The following is a 22,289-nucleotide window of genomic DNA, read 5'->3' as shown; positions in this document are numbered from 1 at the left end:
TACCAGAATTTTCCACGCGTTCGACCGAGGGCGAGCAGGATGTTCGCGGTTGCAGCATCGAAATCGCTTGACGCTCGCGGAGCTGCGCATGAGTATTTGCCCATACGGCGATTATTTGCTCATAAAACGCCGAACGGGAGGACAGCCATGACCGTGACATTCCGCCCCCTCGCGGGCGCCTCGCTTTTGCTGGCCCTGATGGGCTCGGCCTCGGCGCAGACCACCATCACCGTCGCCACCGTGAACAATGGCGACATGATCCGCATGCAGCGCCTCACCCCCGAATTCAACGCCCTTCACCCCGACATCAAGGTCAATTGGGTGACGCTGGAAGAGAACGTGCTGCGCCAGCGCGTGACCACCGACATCGCTTCCAAGGGCGGCCAGTACGACGTGCTGACCATCGGCAATTACGAAGTGCCGATCTGGGCCAAGCAGGGCTGGCTGATGCCGCTGGAGAACCTTGGCGCCGATTATGACCAGGCGGACTTGCTGCCGCCGGTGGCGCAGGGCCTTACGGTCGACGGCAAGCTGCATGCCGTGCCCTTCTACGCCGAAAGCTCCATGCTGATGTACCGCACCGACCTTCTGGCGAAGGCGGGGTTGAAAATGCCGGAGAATCCCGACTGGGACTTCATCACGGAAGCCGCCCAGAAGATGACCGACAAGGGTGCCGGCATCTATGGCATCTGCCTGCGCGGCAAGGCCGGCTGGGGCGAGAACATGGCCTTCCTCACCTCCATGAACAATTCCATGGGTGGCGCCTGGTTCGACATGGAATGGAAGCCGCAGTTCAACGGCGCCGAGTGGAAGAAGACGCTCGACACCTATCTCAGCCTGATGAAGCAGTACGGCCCTCCCGGCGCCTCGTCCAACGGCTTTAACGAGAACCTTGCCCTGTTCCAGACCGGCAAGTGCGGCATGTGGATCGACGCCACGGTGGCGGCGTCCTTCATCTCCGACCCCAAGGAATCGCAGGTCGCCGACAAGGTGGGCTTCGCGCCCTCGCCGGTGCGCAAGGGCGGCTCCAACCATGGCAACTGGCTGTGGTCGTGGAACCTCGCTATTCCCGCGACCACCTCCAAGGCGGAAGCCGCCAAGACCTTCGTCGCCTGGGCGACCTCGCCGGCCTATATGAAGCTGGTGGCGGAGAAGGACGGCATCGCCAATGTGCCGCCGGGCACGCGCACCTCGCTCTACAAGAACCCGGAATACCTCAAGGTCGCGCCCTTCGCGCAGATGACGCTGACCGCCATCGAGGCCGCCAACACTCAGAAGCCGTCCGACAAGCCGGTGCCCTATACGGGCGGCCAGTTCGTCGCCATTCCGGAGTTCCAGGCGATCGGTACCGCAGTGGGCCAGCAATTCTCGGCCGCGCTGGCCGGCACCGCCACCGCCGACCAGGCGCTCGCCGCCGCGCAGGCGCTCACCACCCGTGAGATGACCCGCGCCGGCTATCCCAAGAAGTAGCCGCTTCCCGGGAGGCCGAACTGCCGGCTTCCCTCCAGGCCCGCCCGGCGCCCGCCCGCGCCGGGCTGTTTCCCGGCACGGCGCGGGTGTCTCCCGCTCCGGCGCCGTGCCGGGACCTCCCCCGCAAGGGAGTTTTGCCCGGGCGCAAGCCTGAAGGGCACGGTATCGACGCGGCAGGCGCCGCCCCTCATCATTCGTTCCGCTTTCGAGCCCCCGGCGCGCGGCGCCGATGGCCGGCTCCGTCAAGGGAGGCCCCAGATGGCGACGCAAGCCTCGCGCATGGCCGGCCGGCTGATGCTCACCCCGGCGGTGCTGCTGCTGTTCCTGTGGATGATCGTGCCGTTGGGCATGACCATCTATTTCTCCTTCCTGCGCTTCAATCTGCTGATGCCGGGGACGGAAGAGTTCACCGGCTTCGAGAACTACCATTACTTCTTCACCGACCCCGCCTTCTGGCCGGCGCTGGTGAACACGCTCACCCTCGTCCTTGGCGTGCTGGTCATTACCGTGGTGGGCGGCATCGCGCTGGCGGTGCTGCTCGACCAGCCGATGTGGGGGCAGGGGATCGTGCGCATCCTCGTCATTGCCCCGTTCTTCGTCATGCCGAGCGTGTCCGCGCTGGTGTGGAAGAACATGCTGATGAACCCGGTGAACGGGCTGTTCGCGGCGATGGCCCGCGCGCTCGGCCTGCAACCCATCGACTTCTTCGCCAGCGTGCCGCTCGCTTCCATCACCGCCATCGTCGCCTGGCAGTGGCTGCCTTTCGCGACGCTGATCCTGTTCACCGCGCTGCAGAGCCTCGACCGCGAGCAGATGGAAGCGGCCGAGATGGACGGGGCCGGCCCGGTCTGGCGCTTCGTCCACCTTACCCTGCCGCATCTGATGCGGGCGATGACGGTGGTGGTGCTGATCCAGACCATCTTCCTTTTGTCGGTGTTCGCCGAAATCCTCGTCACCACCAATGGCGGGCCGGGCACGGCTTCCACCACGCTGACCTTCCTCGTCTACATGCAGTCCATGCTGCAATTCGATGTCGGCCTCGGCTCGGCCGGCGGCATCGTCGCGGTTCTTCTCGCCAACATCGTCGCGATCTTCCTGATGCGGATGATCGGCAAGAATCTGGAGGCGTGAGATGGCACGCGAGGTCTCGAAAGGCCGTAAGGCCGCCGTCACCCTTCTCGCCTGGGGCGTGGCGCTGCTGATCTTCTTCCCCATCCTGTGGACCTTCCTCACCTCGTTCAAGACCGAGGGCGAGGCGATCAATTCCCACCCGTCCTTCCTGTTCTTCGACTGGACGCTGGAGAATTACGAGACGGTGAACCAGCGCTCGGATTACCTCGCCCATTTCTGGAACTCGGTGGTGATCTCGCTCGGCTCGACCGTGCTCGGCCTCGTCATCGCCGTGCCGGCGGCGTGGTCGATGGCCTTCGTGCCGGGCAAGCGCACCAAGGACCTCTTGATGTGGATGCTCTCCACCAAGATGCTGCCGGCGGTGGGCGTGCTGGTGCCGCTTTATCTGCTCGCCCGCGACACCGGGCTGCTGGACACCAAGACCGGCCTCGTCATCGTGCTCACCCTGGTGAACCTGCCGATCATCGTCTGGATGCTCTACACCTACTTCAAGGAAATCCCCGGCGAGATCTTGGAGGCGGCGCGGATGGACGGGGCGACCCTGTCCTCGGAAATCCTCTATGTGCTGACGCCCATGGCGGTGCCGGGCATCGCCTCGACGCTGCTGCTCAACGTCATTCTCGCCTGGAACGAGAGCTTCTGGACGCTGAACCTGACGGCGGCCAATGCCGCGCCGCTCACCGCTTTCATCGCCAGCTATTCCAGCCCTGAAGGGCTGTTCTACGCCAAGCTTTCAGCCGCCAGCACCATGGCCATCGCGCCGATCATGATCCTGGGCTGGTTCAGCCAGAAGCAGCTCGTGCGCGGGCTGACCTTCGGCGCCGTGAAATAGGGAGAGACTTATGGGCGAGATCGTTCTTTCCGAGGTCCGCAAGTCCTTTGGCGGCGTCGCCATCATTCAGGGTATCGACCTCGTTATCCCCAATGGCGAGTTCGTGGTGTTCGTCGGCCCCTCCGGCTGCGGCAAGTCCACTTTGCTGCGCCTGATCGCCGGTCTGGAGGACACCACGTCCGGCACCATTTCCATCGATGGCAAGGACGCGACCAAGCTGCCGCCGGCGCGGCGCGGCCTTGCCATGGTGTTTCAGAGCTACGCGCTCTACCCGCATATGAGCGTGCGCAAAAACATCGCCTTCCCGCTGCGCATGGCCGGGGTTTCCGCCGAGGAGCAGGAACGCAAGGTGCAGGCGGCGGCGAAGGTGCTGAACCTAACCCCTTATCTCGACCGCAAGCCGAGCCAGCTTTCCGGCGGCCAGCGCCAGCGCGTCGCCATCGGCCGCGCCATCGTGCGCGAGCCGGCGGCGTTCCTGTTCGACGAGCCACTGTCCAATCTCGACGCGGCGCTGCGCGTCTCCATGCGGCAGGAAATCTCCGAACTGCACCACACACTCAAGACCACGATGATCTACGTCACCCACGACCAGGTGGAGGCCATGACCATGGCCGATCGCATCGTGGTGCTGAATGCCGGGCGGATCGAGCAGGTGGGCAGTCCGCTGGAGCTCTACCGGTCCCCCGCCAACCTGTTCGTCGCCGGCTTCATCGGCAGCCCGAAGATGAACCTGATCGAGGGCGCGGAAGCGCAGAAGCACGGCGCCCACACGCTCGGGATCCGCCCTGAGCATATCGACCTCGCCGAGGACGGGCCGTGGAAGGGCACGGTGGGGCTGTGCGAGCATCTTGGCTCCGACACCTTCCTCAAGGTCGAGGTGGAGGGCGTCGGTCAGATCAATGTCCGTGTCGGCGGCGACGTGCCTCTGCGCCATGGCGCGCGGGTGAGCCTCGCCCCGCAGGCGGACAAGCTCCATCGCTTCGACACGGCGGGCAAGGCGCTCGTGCCCACCCTCTGAGCCCCTGCCGCCTTCGTTCCGAGATCACGGCCGGTCGCCGGCCGCGCCTTCAACGTCGCCTGCTTCAGCGGTGCGACAACCGGAAGACCTGAGAGATGACGACCCCCGCCCATCCGCCCGCCCTCGCGCTCCCCGCCTATGACCGCGCCCGCCTGACGGCCGGCATCGTTCATATCGGCCTCGGCAATTTCCACCGCGCCCATCAGGCGGTCTATCTCGACGACCTGTTCGCCCTCGGCGAAGGCCATGACTGGGCGATCATCGGCGCCGGCGTGCGTCCGGCCGATGCGGCAATGCGCGAGGCGCTGAAGGCGCAGGACTGCTTGTCCACGGTGATCGAACTCGATCCCACCGGGCGCCGGGCCCGGCGCATTGGTGCGATGATCGACTTTCTGCCCGTGGAGCGCGGCAATGGCGCGCTCATCGCCGCCATGGCGAAGCCGGACATCCGCATTGTCAGCCTCACCGTGACCGAGGGCGGCTATTTCATGGATTCGGCCGGTCAACTCGACACCGGCGCCCCGGATATTCAGGCGGACGCCGCCAGCCCCGACGCGCCGGAGACGGCTTTCGGCGCCATCCTCGCTGCGTTGAAGCGGCGCCGTGCTGCCGGCGTGCCGCCCTTCACCGTGATGTCCTGCGACAACCTTCCCGGCAATGGCCATGTGACGCAGCAGGTGGTGGTGGGGCTGGCCCGGCTGTCCGACCCGGACTTCGCCGATTGGGTCGAGGCGCATGTCGCCTTCCCCAATGGCATGGTCGACCGCATCACGCCCGCCACCGGCGCGCGCGAGCGTGCCATGGCGGCGGCCTTCGGCCTCGACGATCCAGTGCCTGTCACCTGCGAGCCATTCCGGCAGTGGGTGCTGGAGGATCATTTCCCCGCCGGCCGTCCGGCGCTGGAGAAGGTGGGCGTGGTCTTCACCGAGCATGTCCACGCCTATGAAGCGATGAAGATCCGCATCCTCAATGGCGGCCATGCCATCATCGCCTATCCCGGCGGGCTGATGGATGTCGATCTCGTGCATGAGGCGATGGAGCAGCCGCTCATTTCCGCCTTCCTCGACAAGGTGGAGCGCGAGGAGATCATCCCCATCGTCCCCCCGGTGCCAGACACCGATCTCGGTGGCTATTACGCGGTCATCCGCGAGCGCTTCGCCAACCCGGAAGTGGCGGACACGGTGCGCCGCCTCTGCCTCGACGGCTCCAACCGGCAGCCGAAATTCATCGTCCCCTCGATCCGCGACAATCGCGCCGCCGGCCGGCTGCCGCCGGGGTTGATCCTCGAATCCGCCCTGTGGTGCCGCTACTGCGCCGGGACGAGCGACAGCGGCACGGTGATCGCGCCGAACGATCCCAACTGGGCGGAACTCACGGCCCGCGCGCAACGGGCCAAGGACGACCCGGCCGTCTGGTTCGCGATGAGCGAGGTCTATGGCGATCTCGGCAGCGATCCGGAGGTCGTCGTGGCTTTCGCGCAGGCGCTGCGCGCGCTATGGGCGAAGGGCGCCCGCGCGGTCCTCGCCGACTATCTCGCGGGCTGAGGTCAAACGTTCCAGAGGTTGCCCATGTCCGTGCCCCTTCCGGCCGCCGCACCGGTTCTTCTCTGCGCTGGCGAGGCGCTGATCGACATGGTGCCGCGCCAGACGCCGGAAGGGCAGGCTTTCCTGCCGCTGCCGGGCGGGGCGGTGTTCAACACCGCCATCGCTGCCGCCCGGCTCGGCGTGAGGACGCAGTTCTGGTACGGGCTGTCGAGCGACATGTTCGGCCAGCAGCTGCGCGCCGCGCTCGATGCCGCCGGCGCCGATGCCAGCCTGTGCCCGCCGATCGACCGGCCCTCGACGCTTGCCTTCGTGACGCTGGTGGAAGGGCAGGCGCGTTATCTCTTTCTCGATGAGAACACCGCCGGCCGCCTGCTCACCCCGGCCGACCTTCCCGATCTGCCGGACGAGGTCGGCATGCTGTTCTTTGGCGGCATCAGCCTGGTCAATGAGCCCGTCGGCTCTGCCATGGAGGCGCTGGCGGCGCGCACGGCGGGCGACGGGCGGGGGCGGCTTATCATGCTCGACCCCAATATCCGCCCCGGCTTTATCCGCGACGAGGTGGCCTATCGCGCCCGCCTGTTCCGCCTCATCGCGCTCAGCCATGTGGTGAAGCTCTCCGACGAAGACCTGTTCTGGCTCACAGGCCCGGGCGAGATCGCGACCCAGGCCGAGCGCATCCGCGCCATGGGGCCGCGCCTCGTGCTCATCACGCTGGGGGCGAAGGGCGCACGCGGCTTTGCCGAGGGGATCGATATCGCGGTGCCGGGGGAAGCCGTGACGGTGGCCGACACGGTGGGAGCCGGCGACACCTTCAACGCCGCCTTCCTCTGCGCGCTCGCCGAGCGCGGGCGGGCGGCGCCGCAGGCGCTGGCTGACCTCTCCACCGAGCTGCTGGCGGAGGCGCTGGGCTTTGCGGTGAAGGCGGCCGCGATTTCGGTGACGCGCGTCGGCGCCAACCCGCCCTGGCGCCACGAGGTGATCGGGGAGCGCTGAACGGACGGCACTCTCCGGAACCCCCAGCCGCGGGCCGCGTTGGCCCGGACAGGCAAAAGGGAGGAGAGTTCCATGGCCCCCAGCCAGACCCCGATCGGGCAAGCAAATTTCGCCGTCATCGACCCCGCCGCGCCCGGCATGCCGGGTGTTCCGCCGACGCCGGACGTTCAGCCGGTTCCGGACGTGAACCCGACCCCCGACCCGGAGCCGATCCGCGATCCCGTGCAGCCGCCGGTGCGCGACCCCGATGTGCCCGGCATTCGCGATCCGATCCCCCCTGATGTGAGCGACCCGTGGCCGGCGCCACCCCCGCCGCGCCGGGCGGGCGCGTCCGGCATCGTCATCGCGGTGGCATCGCCGCGCGAGCCGCCGTCGGATCGGCCCGAACCAGGCATCGATGAGCCGACGCTGCCGCCCGACCAGGATCCCGACATCACACCGGAGGTGGAGGAGCCGCTCGACGAGCCCAGTGCGCCGCCGATGGACCTGCCACCGCGCGACCCGGTGTCGGCGCCAATGTGATGGCGAATACGGTGTCCGACCGATCAAAATCGGGAACGGCGCTCCGTCTCGCGTGTTCATTAAGTAGAGCGCGGCGATAGCGCGCCGCGCAGGGGCGCCGGTTACCGGAGGCGTCCCCTTTTGCCTTTCCGCAAGGAGGAAATATTTATGGGCTTGTTCTCTAAGGACATCAAAACGATGGACGATCTCTTCGTCCATACGCTGCGTGACATCTATTACGCGGAGAAGAAGATCGCTTCGTCTCTGCCCAACATGATCGAGAAGGCGACCGATCCGCAGCTCAAGGCCGGTTTTAAGCAGCATCTGTCGGAAACCGAGGGGCACATCCTCCGCGTCGAGGAGGTGTTCAAGATGCACGGCGTGGAAGCGAAGGCGGTCACCTGTCCGGCAATTGACGGCATCCTCGATGAGGCGGAGGAAGTCTCCGGCGAAGTCGCGGACAAGCAGGTTCTGGACGCCGCTTTGATCGCGGCGGCGCAGGCGGTGGAGCATTACGAGATGACCCGCTACGGGACGCTCGTCGCCTGGGCGAAGCTGCTGGGCCGGCCGGACTGCGCCAGCGTGCTCGCGAAGAATCTCGACGAAGAAAAGAGCACCGACGCCAAGCTGACCAAGCTGGCGGAGGCCCGGGTCAATCTTCACGCCGCCGAGTAGCCGGCGCTCCCGCCTAGCTGGCGGGGACGCGCCGGAGGAGGTTTGTCATGCCTGCCAAATCCAAAGCGCAGCAGAAGGCGGCCGGCGCGGCGCTCTCCGCCAAGCGCGGCGAGACCAAGAAGAGCGACCTGAAGGGCGCTTCCAAGTCGATGGAGAAATCCATGACCGAGAAGCAGCTGGACGAACTCGCCAGCACCAAGCGAAAGGGCAAGCCCGAGCACGCTTGACGCCGGGTTGAGAACACGGATGGCGGCGGGGGGAACCTCGCCGCCATCGGTGCGTTTCATGGCCGCTAGAGGCGAAAGATGGGTGCCCTTATGCGTTCGACGGACGGTAAACCGAGACGTTCGTTTTTCACCCGCTTTTCGCAATGGGTCGCGGCTCAGGCCGGAAAGCCGGCGGTGTTCGCAGCGGCGGCCGGTTTGATCGTACTATGGGGGCTTACGGGCCCGCTCGTCGGTTTCGGCGACACCTGGCAGCTGATCATCAACACATCGACCACCATCATCACCTTCCTGATGGTGTTCGTGATCCAGAACAGCCAGAACCGCGACACCGCCGCGCTGCACATCAAGATCGATGAGTTGATCGCCCGCACGAAGGGCACGCGTCACGTGCTTCTCGACCTTGAGGAGCTGGACGACACCACTTTGGAGAAAATCCGCGCCGATTACGAGGAGCTGGCCCGCCGCGCCCGCGAAGGCGGCGAAAGCGAGCGCGGGGACGCTTCCGCGCCCCCGGCCGCGTAGCGGGCGCGGATCTCAGTCCTTGCCCTCTTTCTTGGCCGCGCGCGGGCGATTGGTGAAGCGCGCATTGCCGAGCCCGGTGCCGATAGTCAGCACGCCCCAATGCGTCACATCCTGCATGAACGGCACTTCGCTCAATCCCTGCACCACGGCGTCATTATGCATCACCACGGTGGTCTCGTTGCCGCCGATGGCGGGCATCGCCTCCCACAGCGCCGCCGGCAGGTTAAAGCGCGAACTCTGCCAATTGCCGGGCAGGTTCTGGGCGCCGTTCTCGATCGACCCATCGCCGGCGATGGAGCCGGGACATCCAACCCCGATGAAGGGGGCGAGCTTCAACTCGTGCTTCTCCGCATCGGCGATGAGGGTTTCCAGCATGGAGACCAGCTTGCCTACGGCTTCCTCGCGCCCGGGGTCTTCATCGCCATGGCGCCAAAGCTCGAAGCCGCGCACACGCGCCTTCGACAGGTCGTCTTCCTTGTCGAGGTTCAGCTTGACGATGCCGCAGCGTATATTGGTGCCGCCAATATCGACCGCGAGGATATGGTCGAAGCTGGCGAACATCCAGCTCGGCGCGAGATGGGCCGCGCCGATGAGGCCGGCCTCATCGGGATCGTTGCGGATCGGGCGCATCTCGATCGTCAGGCCGGCTTCCCGCGCCAACAATTCGGTCCGTGCCACCGCGATTTCGGCGAAGCGCCCCGCCTTCAGGCCGCCGCCAATAACGATGCGCTGCGTGTCGCGCCACTCCTTGGTGCGCATGAAGCGGCGCACCACGGCGAAGAGCTGCTGGGCATATTCCTCAATGGCGCTGTGAATGATCGCCTGCTCGTGCGGCTTTCCCTCGCGCAGCGCCTCGTCGATCGCCGATTTCGACAGCTCGGCCGTCGGCGTTTCGCCGAGCACCGACAGTTTCCTGTCACCGAGGTCGCGCCAGCGGTCGAAAATCTCGAAAAAGGCCGCCCGCCGCGCGCGGTCGCCGACAAAGCCGCTGTCGTCGCGCAGCTGGGCGTTGAAGGCGTCGACGGTTACGCCGGTGAGCGTCGCGGCGCCATGCACCGCGACATTGGGCGGGACCTGCGGCGGGGTCTCCGCCGTCGCCTTGCGTGCTGCCGATTTGGCCATGGATATCGCTCCCCATCTGTCCCGTCTTGTTCGGACGAGAACGGCGGACGGGCAGGGGACGTTCCATCGCGACGCGCGGAAAGCGCGCCCCTCAGCTCCGCTTGCGGCGACCTGCGGGCGCCGGGGCGACCGGGGCTGGCTCCGGCGCGACCGGCACCGCCGGTTCAACCGGCTTGGCCTTGGAGGCCTTGGCCCGGGCCGGCTTGGGTGGGGCGGCCACGGGTTCTGCCGCCGCGGCGCTCGCCTTGGCCTTGGCGCGGCTTGGCTTCGGCGCCGCTTCGAGATCGGCCGCGGCGGCCTCCACTTCCGGCTCCGGCCGGCTCACGATGCCGGCCTCTGGCGCAGCATCCTCCTGAAGGACGATTTCAACCGCCCGGTACCAGTGTTCGCTGTCTCGCCCGTGGGCATAACCGTCCTGTTCCCACAGCCGGTAGGCCCATTCACGGATACGCTGTTCTCGATCGTTCATGTCGTCTCCCGCGTCAGACTGGTGTCAGCGTGAACCCTCAGCGCCTGCTTCGCTATCGCAAAGGTGTCGCAGGGGTATGAAAAGCGGAAGACGGAAGATGACGTAGGCGCTTCACGTTGCGGCGACGCGGCAGGCCGCGCCGCCTTTCTCAGTCGCGCAGGCTGCGATAGGCGCCCTGCAGCCTCTCAAAGGCGTGGAAGCGCCGTTCGTGCCAGTGGCGGGTGGACGTGCTGGGGGAATAGACCACCTCGATCTCGGACATGGCCGACATCGCCCCGGCGAAGCTGTCATAGCGACCGGCAGCGACCGCGCCGAGAATGGCCGAGCCGAGCAGCACCGGCTCCGGTGCTACCGTGGCGGCGATGTCGACCTGCGCCGCATCCGCCAGCACCTGGCGCACCAGCGCGCTCTGGCCGGCGCCGCCGGAGATGACGACCATCTGCGTCCGCGCGCCCTTGGCGGCCTGGGCGTCGAGGATCTGCCGCAGCCCGTAACCGATGCCGGCGAGACCCGCCATATAGAGGCCGACGAGGCTGTCCAGCCCCTCATCCATGCCAAGCCCGGCGACGATTCCCCGCGCCAGATGGTCGGCGAAGGGGGCGCGATTGCCGAGAAATTCCGGCACCACATGCAGGGTGCCCACCAGCGCGGCGATGGCGCCGGCCCCGCCGGCCGCCTCGGCGCGACGCGCGAGCCAGACATTGAGGCTCTGTCCCGCTGCCCGCGCCAGCTCGGCGGCCTGCGGCGCGGCCGGGTGCAGGCGCACCAGCCGGTCGATGGCGGCGCCGGCGGCGGACTGGCCGCCCTCATTGAGCCAGAAATCCGGCACCATGGCCGAGTAGTAAGGTCCCCACACACCCGGCACGAAGGCCGGTTCGGGGGTGGTCAGCAGGGTGCAAGCGGAGGTGCCGAACACATAGGCCATGCGGCTGAGCACATCGCCGCTGCCACCGCGCGCACCCACCGTGCCGATGCCGCCGGCATGGGCGTCGATCAGCCCCGCCGCCACGGCGGTGCCCGGCGCGAGGCCGAGTTCGTCCGCCGCCTCGACCGTCAGCCCGGCGCCGAGCGGCGTGCCGGCGGCGACGATCTCGGTCCCGATACGGGCAAACCCCTCATCGGCCAGCGCTCCAAGGCCGATCTTGCGGAAATAGCCCTCGTCCCAGCGCTGTTCGTGGGCGAGATAGGTCCATTTGCAGGTGACGGTGCAGACCGAGCGGGCAAGGCTGCCGGTGGCCTTCCAGGTGAGGAAGTCGGCGAGGTCGAGAAACTGCCAGGCGCCGGCGAAGGTGGCGGGGAGTTCCTCGCTCAGCCACAGCAGCTTGGGCGTCTCCATTTCCGGCGAAATGGTCCCGCCGACATAATCCAGCACCGGGCTGCCGAGCGCATTGATGCGGTCGGCCTGGCCGGTGGCGCGGTGGTCCATCCACACGATGATGTTGCGGGCGGGATCGCTGTGCTTGCCGACGGGGAGGGGGCGCCCCTCCGGCCCCAGCACCACCAGCGAACATGTGGCGTCGAAGCCGATGCCGGCAATGTCATTCGGCGCCAGCCCCGCAGCTTCGCGCGCTTCCCGGACGCAGGCGCAGACGCAGGCCCAGATATCGTCGCTCGACTGCTCGACGATATCCCCCGCTTCCTTCCACATGCGGATGTCGCGCTTGGCGACAGCGAGCTGCCGTCCGTCCGCATCGAAAATGCCGGCGCGCACGCTGCCCGTGCCGACATCGATTCCCGCGAAGCATCCGCCCATGGCCTAGAGGTCCGTTCCGTTCGGCACGATCACCAGATCGCGTATGGTCACGTTACGCGGCCTTGTCAGCATGAAGATGACGCAGTCCGCCACTTCCTTTGCTTCCATTAGAGCCCCGGAGGCAAGGGCCTCGTCGAGCTTGGCCTGCGGCCAGTCCTTGATGAGGGCGGTGACCACCGGCCCGGGCAGCACCGCGCCGACTCGGATGCCGTGCTTGGCCACCTGCCGCCGCGTGGTGTGGACGAAGGCCTGCACGGCGAATTTTGAGGCGGTGTAGATCGGCTCCCACACCACGGGGACCACGCCGGCAATGGACGAAGTGAACAGCACGTCGCCGCTTCCCCGCTCGACCATATGCGGCAGCACCGCCTGCACGGTGCGGAAGGCGGCGTTGATGTTGAGGTTCAGCACGCGGTCCCACACGTCGGGGTCGCCTTCCACCACGTCGCCGCCGATATAGGCGCCGGCATTGGCGTGGAAGATGTCGAGCTGCCCGCATTTTTCCAGGATCTGCGGCAGCATGGTGGCGACGCTCGCGGGGTCGAGCAGGTCGACCACGACCGGCACCGCCTTCGGGCCGAGCTCAGTGCAGAGCGCCGCGAGCGTGTCGGCGGCGCGGTCGACCAGGGCGACGGTGGCGCCCTCAGCGAGCATGGCACGGGCGCATTCGAGCCCGATGCCCGACGCCGCACCTGTTATGGCGGCCACCTTGCCTTCAAGCCGGTTTGCCATGGGGGAACTCCGATGGGTTGTTGTTAGCCACTCGCTGCACCGTCATCCTGAGGTGCCCGGCCATCGGCCGGGCCTCGAAGGATGGTTGTGGCGCGCGCCCAGAGAGCCATCCTTCGAGGCCCGCTGCGCGGGCGCCTCAGGATGACGGTATTGCCCTGATGCGGTTTAAGGCATCACGATCTGCAGCTTCACGTCGGTCGGCAGGCCCTTGGCAGCCCGGTCGAACGCCTCGATGCTGCGGGCGAAGTCGAAGGTCTCGGAGATCAGCGGCTTGAGGTCGACCTTGCCGGAGGCGATGAGGTTGACCGCGCGGTCGAAATTATTGGCGTAGCGGAACACGGTCTCGATCCGCGCTTCCTTGATGATCGCCGCCGCAACATCGAATTTCGTCGTCTCCACCGGCATGCCGATCAGCACCAGCGTGCCGCCGGGGCGGACGATATCGAAGATGCCCTCATAGGCGCGCGGCGAGCCGCTGGCCTCGAACACCACATCCGCGCCCCAGCCCTCGGTTTCCTCCGCGATCACCTCGGCCAGCGGCCGCTCGGTGATGTTGACGGGATGGACCCCCGGATACTGGCCGGCAATGGCGAGCTTCGGCGCGGAGAGGTCGGAGATGTAGACGCGCGAGCAGCCTCCAGCCAGCGCGGCGAGCGCGGTCATGATGCCGATCGGGCCGCAGCCGATCACGACAGCCACATCGCCGGGGGTGATGCGGGCGCGGGTCGCGGCCTGCAATCCAACGGCGAAGGGTTCCACCATGGCGCCCTCGGCGAAGGAGACATTCGCCGGCAGCTTGTAGGTGAAGGCGGCGGGGTGGACCACCTCGGGCGTCAGCACGCCATGGATCGGCGGCGTCGCCCAGAAGCGCACATCGGGATCGACATTGTAGATGCCGAGCTTGGTGGCGCGCGAATTCATGTTCGGCACGCCCGGCTCCATGCAGACCCGGTCGCCGACCTTGAGATTCTTCACATTGGCGCCGACCGCCGTGACCGTGCCGGCCGCCTCATGGCCGAGCACCATGGGTTCGCGCACGACGAAGGAGCCGATGGCGCCATGGGTGTAGTAATGCACGTCGCTGCCGCAGACGCCGACCGTGTGGATGGAAATCTTCACGTCGTCCGGGCCGACCTCGAGCGGGAGGTCGATGTCGCGAAGGGAAAGCTCGCCCTTCTTTTCGAGAACCAGTGCCTGCACCATGGGGCGTGTCCTGCTGGAGTGTGCCGTCGCCGGGGCGCTCAGAGCGCGAGGCCGGCGGCGTCGAAGAGATAGATGTGGGAGGGGGCGATGCCGAGGGTAAGCGCATCGCCCGGCTTGAGGTTGGGTCGGCCGGCGGTGAGCGCGATGATCGGCTCGCCTTCCGAGCGGGCATAGAGCTGGGTGGAGCCGCCGAGGCTCTCGGCGAAATCGAGGGTGAGCGCCAATACCGGGTTGGCGGCCCCGACCGAGAGATGTTCCGGCCGCAGTCCCACCGTCACCGCCGCCCCGACCTTGGTGCGCGCAGCGGCCGGCGTGTCGAGGGTCAGGGTGCCACCGGCGAAGGTCGGGTGCGCCAAAGTGAGTGTGTTGCCCGCGATCGACGCCACCTTGGCGTTGATGAAGTTCATCTTCGGCGAGCCGATGAAGCCGGCGACGAAGGTATTGGCGGGGGTGTCGTAAAGCTCGGTCGGCGAGCCGATCTGCTCGACGAGGCCGGCGCGCAGCACGACGATACGGTCGGCCAGCGTCATCGCCTCCACCTGGTCATGCGTCACATAGACCATGGTGGCGCCGAGCGAGCGGTGCAGCTTGGCGATCTCCACCCGCATCTGCGAGCGCAGTTCGGCGTCGAGATTCGACAGCGGCTCGTCGAACAGGAACAGCTTGGGGTGGCGGACGATGGAGCGGCCGATGGCGACACGCTGGCGCTGGCCGCCGGAAAGTGCGCGCGGCTTGCGCTCCAGCAGCGCTTCCAGCTGCAGGATGCGGGCGGCCTCCAGCACCTGCGCCTTGATCTCGGCCTCCGGCTTCTTCGCCATCCGCAGGCCGAACGCCATGTTCTCGAACACGCTCATATGCGGGTAGAGCGCATAGGACTGGAACACCATGGACACCTCGCGCTTGGCGGGCTCCTCATAGGTGACCTCGCGGCCGTCGATATAGAGTTCGCCCGAACTGACATCCTCCAGCCCCGCGATCATGCGCAGCAGGGTGGACTTGCCGCAGCCCGAGGGACCGACGAACACCACGAACTCGCCCTTCTCGGCCGCGAAGCTGACGCCCTTGATGACGGCGGCGTCGCCATAGCTCTTCTTGATGTTGTCCAGTCGCAGGAAGGTCATCGTGCAGTCTCCAGAGTGGCCGGCCGCAAGGGTCCGGCGGCCGTCCATCAGTTCGTGAGCAGCGCCGCAGCGCAGCTTTCGTCCGTCACCAGTCGTTTCACATAGCCCGCGCGCAGGATCGCCCGCACGATCGGCACCTTGTAGAGCCCGCCGGAGGCGAGGATCGAGTGACGCACCGGCTTCACCTCATGCGGGGCCAGCGACAGCACGCGCTCGTTCAGAGGGTGGTCCACCGGGCGCCCGTCGGCGTCGAGGAACATGCCGAGCAGGTCGCCTACCGCCCCGGCCGCTCGCAGGCTGTCGATGTTCTCGGAGACGGTCTGCGTCTGCACCAGCAGCGAGCGGGTCGTCATGTCACCGCAGGAAAGCAGCGCCACGTCGACCGCGCGCGCCCGGCGCATGGTCTCGCTGATCCCGTGATGCGAGAGCAGCATGCCGCGGCTCTCGGGTGTGGGGAAATAGAGCGGCGCGGCGAGATAGTAGCACTCGGCGGAGATGGCGCGGGCATAGCCGGTAGCGACCTCGAAGGTACTTGAGCCCGATCCGCGCGTGAGCCCGCCCATGATCGAGGTCACCCAGCTCTCCGTCATTGGCCGGGCGTTGACGCGCTTCAGTCCGGCGGCCAGCGTCTTGCCCCAGCCGACACCGAGGCCCATGCCGTTCTCCAGCAGCGCGTCGAGCATGCCGCCAGCGGCTTCGCCGATGACGCGCTGCTGCTCGGCCTCGTCGGGGAGGGACGGCACCACGGTGACCTGTTCCAGCCCGTACTCGGCCTTCAGCTTCTGCTCGGCCTCTATGCAATCGGCCATGGGCAGGCGGATATCGATGAACACCGACCCGTCGGAGCGCACCTGGCCGAGGATCTTGTTGGTGCGCAGGCGCGTGAGGCCGAGCTGATCGGCGATCTCCTGCTGAGTCAGGCCGCCGATGAAATAGAGCCAGGCGACCCGCGCACGGATCTGCGCCGCCTCCATCTCCTGCGTGCCCACCGGCCTGCCGCGCTCGCGCCCGCCCCCGTTCATCGCCGGTGCCTATGCCAGAGCGTGCTTGAGGCGCGCGCAGCTTGTCTCCAGCGCGGCGAGGATGGTGCGGCTGTCTTCTTCGAAGGGATAGAACACTTCGAGGAACACCGGGCAGGTGTCGGTACCGGTGCGGCGCAGCAGGGCGGCGGCCTCCAGCGGGTCGACCTTGCCGGGCACGGTGAAGTCCCAATGGCGGTCGAAGGCGAAGTCGGTCTGCTGGATGTGAACGGCGGTGGTGACGTCGGCGAGGTCCCGCAGCCAGGTTTCCATGCCGTCTGTCACGTCGCCATAGAGCGGCGCGAAGGTGGCGTGGCCCCAGTCGATGCAGAGCCGCCACGGCACCGCGCTGTCCGCCACGTCGTTCATCATCTGCCGGGCCTGGGCAATGGTCCACGGCCATTCGCGGCGCAGGGGCGTCGGCTCGACATAGAGCTCGCTCAGGCCCTCGGCGGCGGCGCGTTCGCCCAGCCGGTGCATGCGGGTGACGAGTTCGGCATAGTCGGCGGGGTCCAGCGCTGCCGCCTCGGCTCCGTCCAGCCGCGCCGGCAGGGCGCCGAGCGGGCCGCCGACACGGGGAATGCCCGCCAGCGCGGCGAAGCGATAGGCCCGGCCAAGCCAGTATTCGGCGTAGTTGCGCACCGCCGGATCGGGATGCAGCAGCTGGTTGAAGCTGTAATGCGCGAGGCCGATGAAGGCGCTGTGGATGGTGATGCCAGCCGCCTCCGCCGCGCGCCGCACCTCGGCGGCGTGGCGGTCGACGATGGCGTCGGGCCACATCGGGTCGACCAGATCGAACGAGAACTGGACCACGTCGAGGCCGAGCCGCTCGCGCACCACGCCCGTCCACAGCTCGGGCGTCACCCAGCGCTTGGTGCAGAAGCCGAGATTGATGCCGAAGCGGATCGGCGCCTGGGTTCCGTTCACTTGGTCGCTCCCATGGTCAGGCCGCGCACCATGTGCCGCGAGACGATGAGCGCGAAAATGGTGACGGGCAGGACGATGACGGTGCCGGTGGCCATGATCTTGCCCCAGGGCAGCTCATAGCCGGACATGAAGCTGGTGGCGACGACCGGGGCGGTCTGCACGGCGCGGCGCGTCAGCACCAGCGCGTAGAGCAGCTCGTTCCAGGAGAAGATGAAGGAGAAGATCGCCGACACCGCGATGCCCGGCGCGCCGAGCGGCAGATAGATCTTGCGGAAGATGGTGAACTGGCTCGCCCCGTCGAGCCGCGCGGCCTGTTCGAGGTCCGCCGGGATCGATTTGAACTGGTCGGTGACGATCCAGACCACGATCGGCAACTGGAAGGTGAGGTAGATCAGGATCAGCACGAGATGCGTGTCGAGCAGCCCGGTCTGGATGGCCAGCAGATAGACCGGCAGCGCCAGCACGATGGGGCTGATCATGCGGTTGGAGATGAACCAGAACCACAAATCCGACTTGCCGCGGAACTCGTAGCGGGCGAGCGCGAAGGCCGCCGGCGCGCCGAGGATCACGGCGAGCAGGGTGGAGCAGGTCGCCACGATCAGCGAATTGATGATCGCGCCGCTCACCTTGGTGTCGGCGAAGATTTCCGCATAGTTCTGCAGCGTCGGGGTGAAGAACCACACCGGCGGCGAGGACAGGATGTCGGCCTGCGTCTTGAAGCTCGCCGACACCATCCAGAAGAACGGAAACAGCGTGAAGATGACCACGGCGGTCAGGCCGAGGGCGTGAAGCAGCTTGCCGGACGAGATACGCATCAGTGAACCTCGCGGTAGAGCAGGCGGATATAGAGCCGGCTGATGATGATGGTGAGGATCAGCAAGAGGATCGCCTGCGCCGACGCGGTGCCGAGATCGAAGATGCGGAAGCCCACACGCTGGATATAGATGGAGATGAGGTCGGTGGCCGAGCCGGGGCCGCCGCGCGTCATCACGAACACCATGTCGAACAGCTTCAATACATCGGCCGAGCGCAGGATCATCACCGCGGTAAGGCCGGGCAGCAGATAGGGCAACTGCACATGGCGCAGCAAGGCGAGCTTTGACGAGGTTTCCAGCCGCGCCGCCTCCTCGATCTCGCCCGGCACCATGGAGAGACCGGCGAGGAAGATGAGCGCGCAGAACGGCGTCCACTGCCACACATCCATGATGACGATGGCGGCGAAGGCGCCGTCGGGCGTCGACAGCCAGTCGATGGGGCCAAAGCCGAGCACGCTCAATGCCTGGTTAGCCACGCCAAAGTCGCGATTGAAGATGAGCCGCCCGATGAGGCCGACCACGGCATAGGTCGTGGCCAGTGGGACGACCAGTGTGACCCGTGCGAGCGATTTGAGCAGGCCCATCCCGGGCTTGTGCAGCAGCAGGGCGATGGCGAGGCCGAGCACCACCTGGATCGGCAGGACGGTGACGTAGAACTTGGCGGTGAGGAACAGCGAGGACCAGAAGGTGCTGTCGGTCAGCACGTTCACATAGTTCTCGAACCCGATGAAGGGAAAGCCCTCGCGCGGCCGGGTGATGTTGTAGCGCCGGAACGAGGTCACCAGCGCGAAGATCGTGGGGTAGATGCCGATCACGAACAGCGTCAGCACAGCGGGCGCCAGGAACCAGAGCGGCGTCCAGCGTCCATAGCCCCGGTTGGGCCGGCGTTGTGCGGGGGATGTCGCGGTGTCGCTCATGGCGTCTTCCTGTGGTGCTTACCGGGAGAGGGGAACCCCCCGGTCACTCCAGATTCGTATGGTTGGCGCGCATCTGCGCCGGGGTCACGCCGAGGCGATCGCGCAGGCCGAGGACCAGGATCTCGAACAGCACGTAGAGCGCGCCCTCATAGAGCGAGCCCATCGGCAGAACCGAGGTCGCGGCGGCGCCCTGGTCGCTGGCCATGGTCTGAGCGGGAACGGTGAGCACCCGGTCGGCGCGGGCGGCAGCGGCCCCGCCCGCCTCGGCGGTGACGACCAGCGTGCGGGCGCCGGCCGCGCGCGCCTCGACCATCAGCGCGGCGACGGTGGAGAAGTCGCCCGGCCCGGCGGACACCACCAGCACGTCGCCGGGGCCGACCGGCGGCGTGGTCATGTCGCCCACCACGGCCGCCTTGAGGCCGAGATGGAACAGACGCATGGCGAGGCCCTTGATCTGCAACCCCTCGCGGCCGACGCCGTAGAGCGCGATGCGGTTGGCGCTCGCCAGTTCCGCGATGGCGCCGTCCAGCTCGTCGGCGCGGACCTGATCGAGGCAGGCGCGGATCTCGTCCAGGGCGCGGGCGTGAAGCGTGGTCATGGCATTGGCTTTCGCAAGCGTCGAGGCCTCAATGGCCTCGGGGCATCGGCATCCTGAGAGGCCCGGCAAACGCCAGGCGCCTCAGGATGACGGCGCTTTCGGTTCCTGGAAACGCGCGGATTTCGGTCGCGATAAGGGGGGCGGATGCCGCTTCGCGGGTTGCAGCATCCGCCCGGAGGCCGGCAGCGCGGGAGAGAGGCCCCGCCGCCGGCTTCAACTCACTGCAGCAGCTTCTTCTTGCCGTCGTAATAGCCGTCCTTGCCGAGGATGGCCTCCATGCGGGTGCCGATCTCCTTGGAACCGCCCTCGACGGTGACTTCACCCAGCATCATCTTGGAGCCCCACTCGGCGACGATCTCGGAGATCGCCGGCCAGGCCGGGAAACGGGGACGATACTCGGGAACGCCCGCCTGCCAGGACGCGACCATCGGCTCGACGAACTTGTACTTCGCCTTGATCTCCGGGTCGTTATAGACCGCCATGCGGCCCGACACGCCGCCCGCCTCGACATAGGCCTTGGCGATGGCTTCGGAGGTCGCCCACTGGATGAACAGCCAGGTGGCCTTCTGCTGCTCGGGGGTCGCCTGCGAAGCGACGGCGAGCGAGAAGCCGCCCAGCGCGGGCAGGCGGCCGGCCGGGCCGGCAGGCTCCGGCGCCACGGCGAGGCAGTCGCCGAGCTTGGAGGTCGCGGGGTCGGCGAGGGTGGAATAGAAGGCCGACCATTCGGTGATCATCGCGACCTGGCCCTGCGCCAGCGCGTTGACGGCCTCGGCATGGTCGAAGGACACCACGCCCGGCGGCTGATACTTGAGCAGGTCCTGACGGAACTGCAGGCCGGCCTGGCTCTCCTTGCTCATCAGGTTCGACTTGAACTCCTTGTTCAGGAGCGAGCCGCCAAAGGGCCAGAGGAAGCGCATGAAGCTGTCCGCCGACTGGGTCTCGCCGCGGCGGGACTGCAGGGCGTAGGCGTACTGGTTCTTCGACTTGTCGGTGAGCTTGGGACCGTAAACGGTCATCACCTCTTCCCAGGTCGCCGGCGGCTTGTCGAAGCCCGCTTCCTTGAGCTTGCAGGAATTATAGAACAGCAGGCCGGAATAATTGTCGAAGGGCAGGCCGTAGACCGTGCCGCCCCAGGAGCCGAACGCTTCGAGCAGCAGCGGGAAGAAGCCGTCGAGCTTCAGGTTCGGGTCGGTGATCGCCTTGTCCTTGGCGAGTTCCTCGACCGGCACCAGCCAGCCATTCTCGGCAAACTCGCCGATCCACACGAGATCGACCAGCGCCATGGTGAGGTCGCCGCGCGAGGTGAAGTTCAGCACTTCCTTCTCGCGGGTGTTCTCATAGGGGACGATTTCGTAATTGACCTTGATGCCGGTCTTCTTCTCGAACTCGGGCAGCAGCTTGATGATGGCGCGATAGCCCGGGCGGTCGAGGAAGATGCCGTTGACTTCGGTGCCCTTCAGAGGCTTGGCCGCCTCTTCGAGCCAATCGGCCATCGCCGCGACGGGCATGGCCGCCGTTGCCGCCGCAAGGGCGACGACGCTGGCGCAGATTCTCAATGCACGCTTCATGGTTTCCTCCTGAAATGGCGCAGCGCCACGGTTTAGGGCGAGGCCGGCATGCGGGACGGTTCAACCGTCTCTCGTCTTGGCGGCGGGGGCGGGCCGTTACCGGCACTGCCATCCTCCGCGGAAATGCCGGACGGGCCGGCCTCAACCTTGCACCGGCGCTTATCGTGAAGCCCGGCGGCGGCGACGGGGGTAAAGCCATCGACGACGAAAGCGATACATTTGTAATCTGGAATATGCAATAGCATCGAGATCAGGCAAGGTGGCCGATGCGTGGCAGTCAACAAGCGTGGAGACGTGCAGAATGGCAGCGGAGCATGACGACGGAATGGACCCGCTCCACGCCCGGCACGCCCTCGCCGAGGCCTTGGCGCGCAAGGCGGGCACGCGGGCGCGCGGCTTCTTCCTGCAGCGCGACACGCTGCATCCGGAGCTGAAATCCGCCTCGCAGGATCTCGTCAGCGAGGCCGACCGCAGCATCGAGGCGTGGCTGCGCAAGGCGATTCGCCGGCGCTTCCCTGAGGACGGCATTGTGGGCGAGGAAGAAGCGGCGAGTGCGGGCACCTCCGGCTTTGTCTGGGTCATCGACCCGATCGACGGCACCATGCCCTTCCTTGTCGGCCAGCCGAACTGGACCGTGTCGATCGGGCTCGCCCGCGACGGCGAGGCGGTGGCTGGCGTCATCTATGCGCCGATGCTGCGCGAGCTGTACTCGGCCGTTCTCGGCGGCGGCGCCCGGCTCAACGGGCGGGTGCTGACGATGAACCCGGACTGGACGGTTGCCTCCACCACCACCGGCTTCGGCGCCACGCAGAAGGCGCCGGCGCCCGAGGTGGGCGCCTTCGTCGAGGCGCTGTACCGCGCCGGCGGCGTGCTGTTCCGCGTTGGTTCAGGGGCGCTGATGCTGGCCTATGTCGCGGCGAACCGGCTGGCGGGCTATTACGACCCGACGCTGCATTGCTGGGACTGCTGGGCCGGCATGGTGCTGGTGCGCGAGGCCGGCGGGCTCGTGACCTTTGAGGGCGATTTCACCCGGCCGGGCGCGCTGTGGGCGGGCAATGCCACGGTGCATGCCGAACTGAGGCAGCTGAGCGGGCGGGACTAGGCATCCGGGAGGGGCTTCGGCTGCGCATTC

23 protein-coding genes are annotated in these 22,289 nt (G+C 67.1%); 11 read left to right on the top strand and 12 right to left on the bottom strand.

The features are described from left to right. Positions 1-153: 153 nt before the first annotated feature. The 10 genes from ACP2AH_RS04455 to ACP2AH_RS04410 all read left to right on the top strand — a co-directional run bounded on the left by ACP2AH_RS04455 (position 154) and on the right by ACP2AH_RS04410 (position 8,913). The gene (locus tag ACP2AH_RS04455; RefSeq protein ID WP_425104732.1) at positions 154-1,470 is read left to right on the top strand and encodes an ABC transporter substrate-binding protein; all 1,317 of its coding nucleotides are present in this window, start codon (positions 154-156) and stop codon (positions 1,468-1,470) included. 258 nt (positions 1,471-1,728) lie between these two features. Beyond that, positions 1,729-2,601 carry a carbohydrate ABC transporter permease gene (locus tag ACP2AH_RS04450; protein WP_425104675.1) on the top strand — a complete coding sequence of 291 codons (873 nt, stop codon included), beginning with the start codon at positions 1,729-1,731 and terminating at the stop codon, positions 2,599-2,601. 1 nt (position 2,602) lies between these two features. After that, positions 2,603-3,433: a carbohydrate ABC transporter permease gene (locus ACP2AH_RS04445; RefSeq protein ID WP_244377662.1), complete on the top strand. Its 831-nt coding sequence runs from the start codon at positions 2,603-2,605 to the stop codon at positions 3,431-3,433. Between the two features lie 10 nt (positions 3,434-3,443). Then, on the top strand, positions 3,444-4,451 hold the full coding sequence (locus ACP2AH_RS04440) for an ABC transporter ATP-binding protein (RefSeq protein ID WP_425104674.1): 1,008 nt from the start codon (positions 3,444-3,446) through the stop codon (positions 4,449-4,451). A gap of 95 nt (positions 4,452-4,546) precedes the next feature. Further along, positions 4,547-5,995 carry a mannitol dehydrogenase family protein gene (locus ACP2AH_RS04435; protein ID WP_425104673.1) on the top strand — a complete coding sequence of 483 codons (1,449 nt, stop codon included), beginning with the start codon at positions 4,547-4,549 and terminating at the stop codon, positions 5,993-5,995. Between the two features lie 24 nt (positions 5,996-6,019). Continuing rightward, positions 6,020-6,988: a carbohydrate kinase family protein gene (locus tag ACP2AH_RS04430; protein ID WP_425104672.1), complete on the top strand. Its 969-nt coding sequence runs from the start codon at positions 6,020-6,022 to the stop codon at positions 6,986-6,988. Between the two features lie 72 nt (positions 6,989-7,060). Further along, positions 7,061-7,510, top strand: coding sequence for a hypothetical protein (locus tag ACP2AH_RS04425; RefSeq protein WP_425104671.1), 450 nt, complete (start codon positions 7,061-7,063; stop codon positions 7,508-7,510). A 147-nt stretch (positions 7,511-7,657) separates the two neighbouring features. Further along, positions 7,658-8,164 (top strand): ferritin-like domain-containing protein, encoded by a 507-nt coding sequence (locus ACP2AH_RS04420; RefSeq protein WP_425104670.1) that lies wholly within the window; start codon positions 7,658-7,660, stop codon positions 8,162-8,164. A 47-nt stretch (positions 8,165-8,211) separates the two neighbouring features. Then, complete coding sequence (locus tag ACP2AH_RS04415) at positions 8,212-8,391, top strand: DUF3008 family protein (RefSeq protein WP_244377650.1); 180 nt, start codon at positions 8,212-8,214, stop codon at positions 8,389-8,391. A 78-nt stretch (positions 8,392-8,469) separates the two neighbouring features. Next, complete coding sequence (locus ACP2AH_RS04410; RefSeq protein WP_425104669.1) at positions 8,470-8,913, top strand: low affinity iron permease family protein; 444 nt, start codon at positions 8,470-8,472, stop codon at positions 8,911-8,913. Between the two features lie 12 nt (positions 8,914-8,925). On the opposite strand, the gene ACP2AH_RS04405 is transcribed toward ACP2AH_RS04410, so the two are convergent. The 12 genes from ACP2AH_RS04405 to ACP2AH_RS04350 all read right to left on the bottom strand — a co-directional run bounded on the left by ACP2AH_RS04405 (position 8,926) and on the right by ACP2AH_RS04350 (position 21,157). Further along, positions 8,926-10,035, bottom strand: a complete 1,110-nt coding sequence (locus tag ACP2AH_RS04405) for an ROK family protein (RefSeq protein WP_425104668.1) — start codon at positions 10,033-10,035, stop codon at positions 8,926-8,928. A 91-nt stretch (positions 10,036-10,126) separates the two neighbouring features. After that, positions 10,127-10,504 carry a DUF2934 domain-containing protein gene (locus ACP2AH_RS04400; RefSeq protein ID WP_425104667.1) on the bottom strand — a complete coding sequence of 126 codons (378 nt, stop codon included), beginning with the start codon at positions 10,502-10,504 and terminating at the stop codon, positions 10,127-10,129. Positions 10,505-10,652: 148 nt separating this feature from the next. After that, the gene (locus tag ACP2AH_RS04395; protein ID WP_425104666.1) at positions 10,653-12,257 is read right to left on the bottom strand and encodes an FGGY-family carbohydrate kinase; all 1,605 of its coding nucleotides are present in this window, start codon (positions 12,255-12,257) and stop codon (positions 10,653-10,655) included. 3 nt (positions 12,258-12,260) lie between these two features. Next, positions 12,261-12,989 (bottom strand): SDR family oxidoreductase, encoded by a 729-nt coding sequence (locus ACP2AH_RS04390; RefSeq protein ID WP_425104665.1) that lies wholly within the window; start codon positions 12,987-12,989, stop codon positions 12,261-12,263. Positions 12,990-13,154: 165 nt separating this feature from the next. Continuing rightward, the gene (locus tag ACP2AH_RS04385) at positions 13,155-14,189 is read right to left on the bottom strand and encodes an NAD(P)-dependent alcohol dehydrogenase (RefSeq protein ID WP_425104731.1); all 1,035 of its coding nucleotides are present in this window, start codon (positions 14,187-14,189) and stop codon (positions 13,155-13,157) included. Between the two features lie 41 nt (positions 14,190-14,230). Next, positions 14,231-15,313 (bottom strand): ABC transporter ATP-binding protein, encoded by a 1,083-nt coding sequence (locus ACP2AH_RS04380; RefSeq protein WP_425104664.1) that lies wholly within the window; start codon positions 15,311-15,313, stop codon positions 14,231-14,233. 47 nt (positions 15,314-15,360) lie between these two features. After that, a complete protein-coding gene (locus tag ACP2AH_RS04375; protein ID WP_425104663.1) occupies positions 15,361-16,335 on the bottom strand; it encodes a sugar-binding transcriptional regulator in 975 nt (324 codons plus the stop codon). A gap of 9 nt (positions 16,336-16,344) precedes the next feature. Next, a complete protein-coding gene (locus tag ACP2AH_RS04370; protein ID WP_425104662.1) occupies positions 16,345-17,259 on the bottom strand; it encodes a sugar phosphate isomerase/epimerase family protein in 915 nt (304 codons plus the stop codon). Next, on the bottom strand, positions 17,256-18,074 hold the full coding sequence (locus tag ACP2AH_RS04365) for a carbohydrate ABC transporter permease (protein ID WP_307020357.1): 819 nt from the start codon (positions 18,072-18,074) through the stop codon (positions 17,256-17,258). The genes ACP2AH_RS04370 and ACP2AH_RS04365 overlap by 4 nt, the downstream gene beginning before the upstream one ends. After that, positions 18,074-18,991 carry a carbohydrate ABC transporter permease gene (locus ACP2AH_RS04360; RefSeq protein WP_425104661.1) on the bottom strand — a complete coding sequence of 306 codons (918 nt, stop codon included), beginning with the start codon at positions 18,989-18,991 and terminating at the stop codon, positions 18,074-18,076. Before ACP2AH_RS04360 ends, ACP2AH_RS04365 begins: the two co-directional genes overlap by 1 nt. A gap of 43 nt (positions 18,992-19,034) precedes the next feature. After that, entirely contained in the window at positions 19,035-19,589 is a 555-nt protein-coding gene (locus tag ACP2AH_RS04355) for an SIS domain-containing protein (protein WP_425104660.1), read from the bottom strand. 218 nt (positions 19,590-19,807) lie between these two features. Beyond that, on the bottom strand, positions 19,808-21,157 hold the full coding sequence (locus ACP2AH_RS04350; RefSeq protein WP_421697093.1) for an ABC transporter substrate-binding protein: 1,350 nt from the start codon (positions 21,155-21,157) through the stop codon (positions 19,808-19,810). Between the two features lie 325 nt (positions 21,158-21,482). Here ACP2AH_RS04350 and ACP2AH_RS04345 point away from each other — a divergent pair, with 325 nt between their 5' ends. Continuing rightward, positions 21,483-22,259: an inositol monophosphatase family protein gene (locus ACP2AH_RS04345; protein ID WP_425104730.1), complete on the top strand. Its 777-nt coding sequence runs from the start codon at positions 21,483-21,485 to the stop codon at positions 22,257-22,259. The last annotated feature ends 30 nt before the right edge of the window (positions 22,260-22,289 follow it).

This window comes from Ancylobacter sp. (assembly GCF_965249975.1).
In the GTDB taxonomy this organism is placed as follows: domain Bacteria; phylum Pseudomonadota; class Alphaproteobacteria; order Rhizobiales; family Xanthobacteraceae; genus Ancylobacter.
The sequence above is the reverse complement of the archived record's forward strand: the minus strand, read 5'-3'. Positions and strand labels throughout refer to the sequence as shown.